The organism is Paenibacillus popilliae ATCC 14706 (assembly GCF_000315235.1).
Taxonomy (GTDB): domain Bacteria; phylum Bacillota; class Bacilli; order Paenibacillales; family Paenibacillaceae; genus Paenibacillus_B; species Paenibacillus_B popilliae.
This window is the reverse complement of record NZ_BALG01000374.1, coordinates 1-278: the sequence shown is the minus strand read 5'-3', so window position 1 is coordinate 278 and position 278 is coordinate 1. Positions and strand designations below refer to the sequence as shown.

Sequence of the window (278 nt, the reverse complement as noted above, 5' to 3'; positions counted from 1 at the left end):
CTAGAGGCAGCAGCGGAGAACGTCATCCAGGTCAAGCAAGCCAAAGAAAACATAAACGGGCAACGCCAAGCTTTACAACACCTATTTTTACCTACGGTTGACATGATAGAGCATAACTTATTTGATAGACCGGGGTGGCAAGCACAGGTTTTAGATACACTGAAATACGTTCAGTTTACTGTGATAGCCATTGATCCGATTGGAAGTTTTGTGCCTATTCGTCCAGAAGAAGCAACGACCTTAGTTATCAAAGGAATCAGTCGAGAAGCAGGCATTTT

The 278-nt window shown here is 43.5% G+C and carries 1 protein-coding gene; it reads left to right on the top strand.

Translation table 11 applies throughout. The features are described from left to right. Positions 1–278: hypothetical protein (locus tag PPOP_RS23020; protein ID WP_042229775.1), on the top strand; the 278-nt coding region annotated here is incomplete at both ends.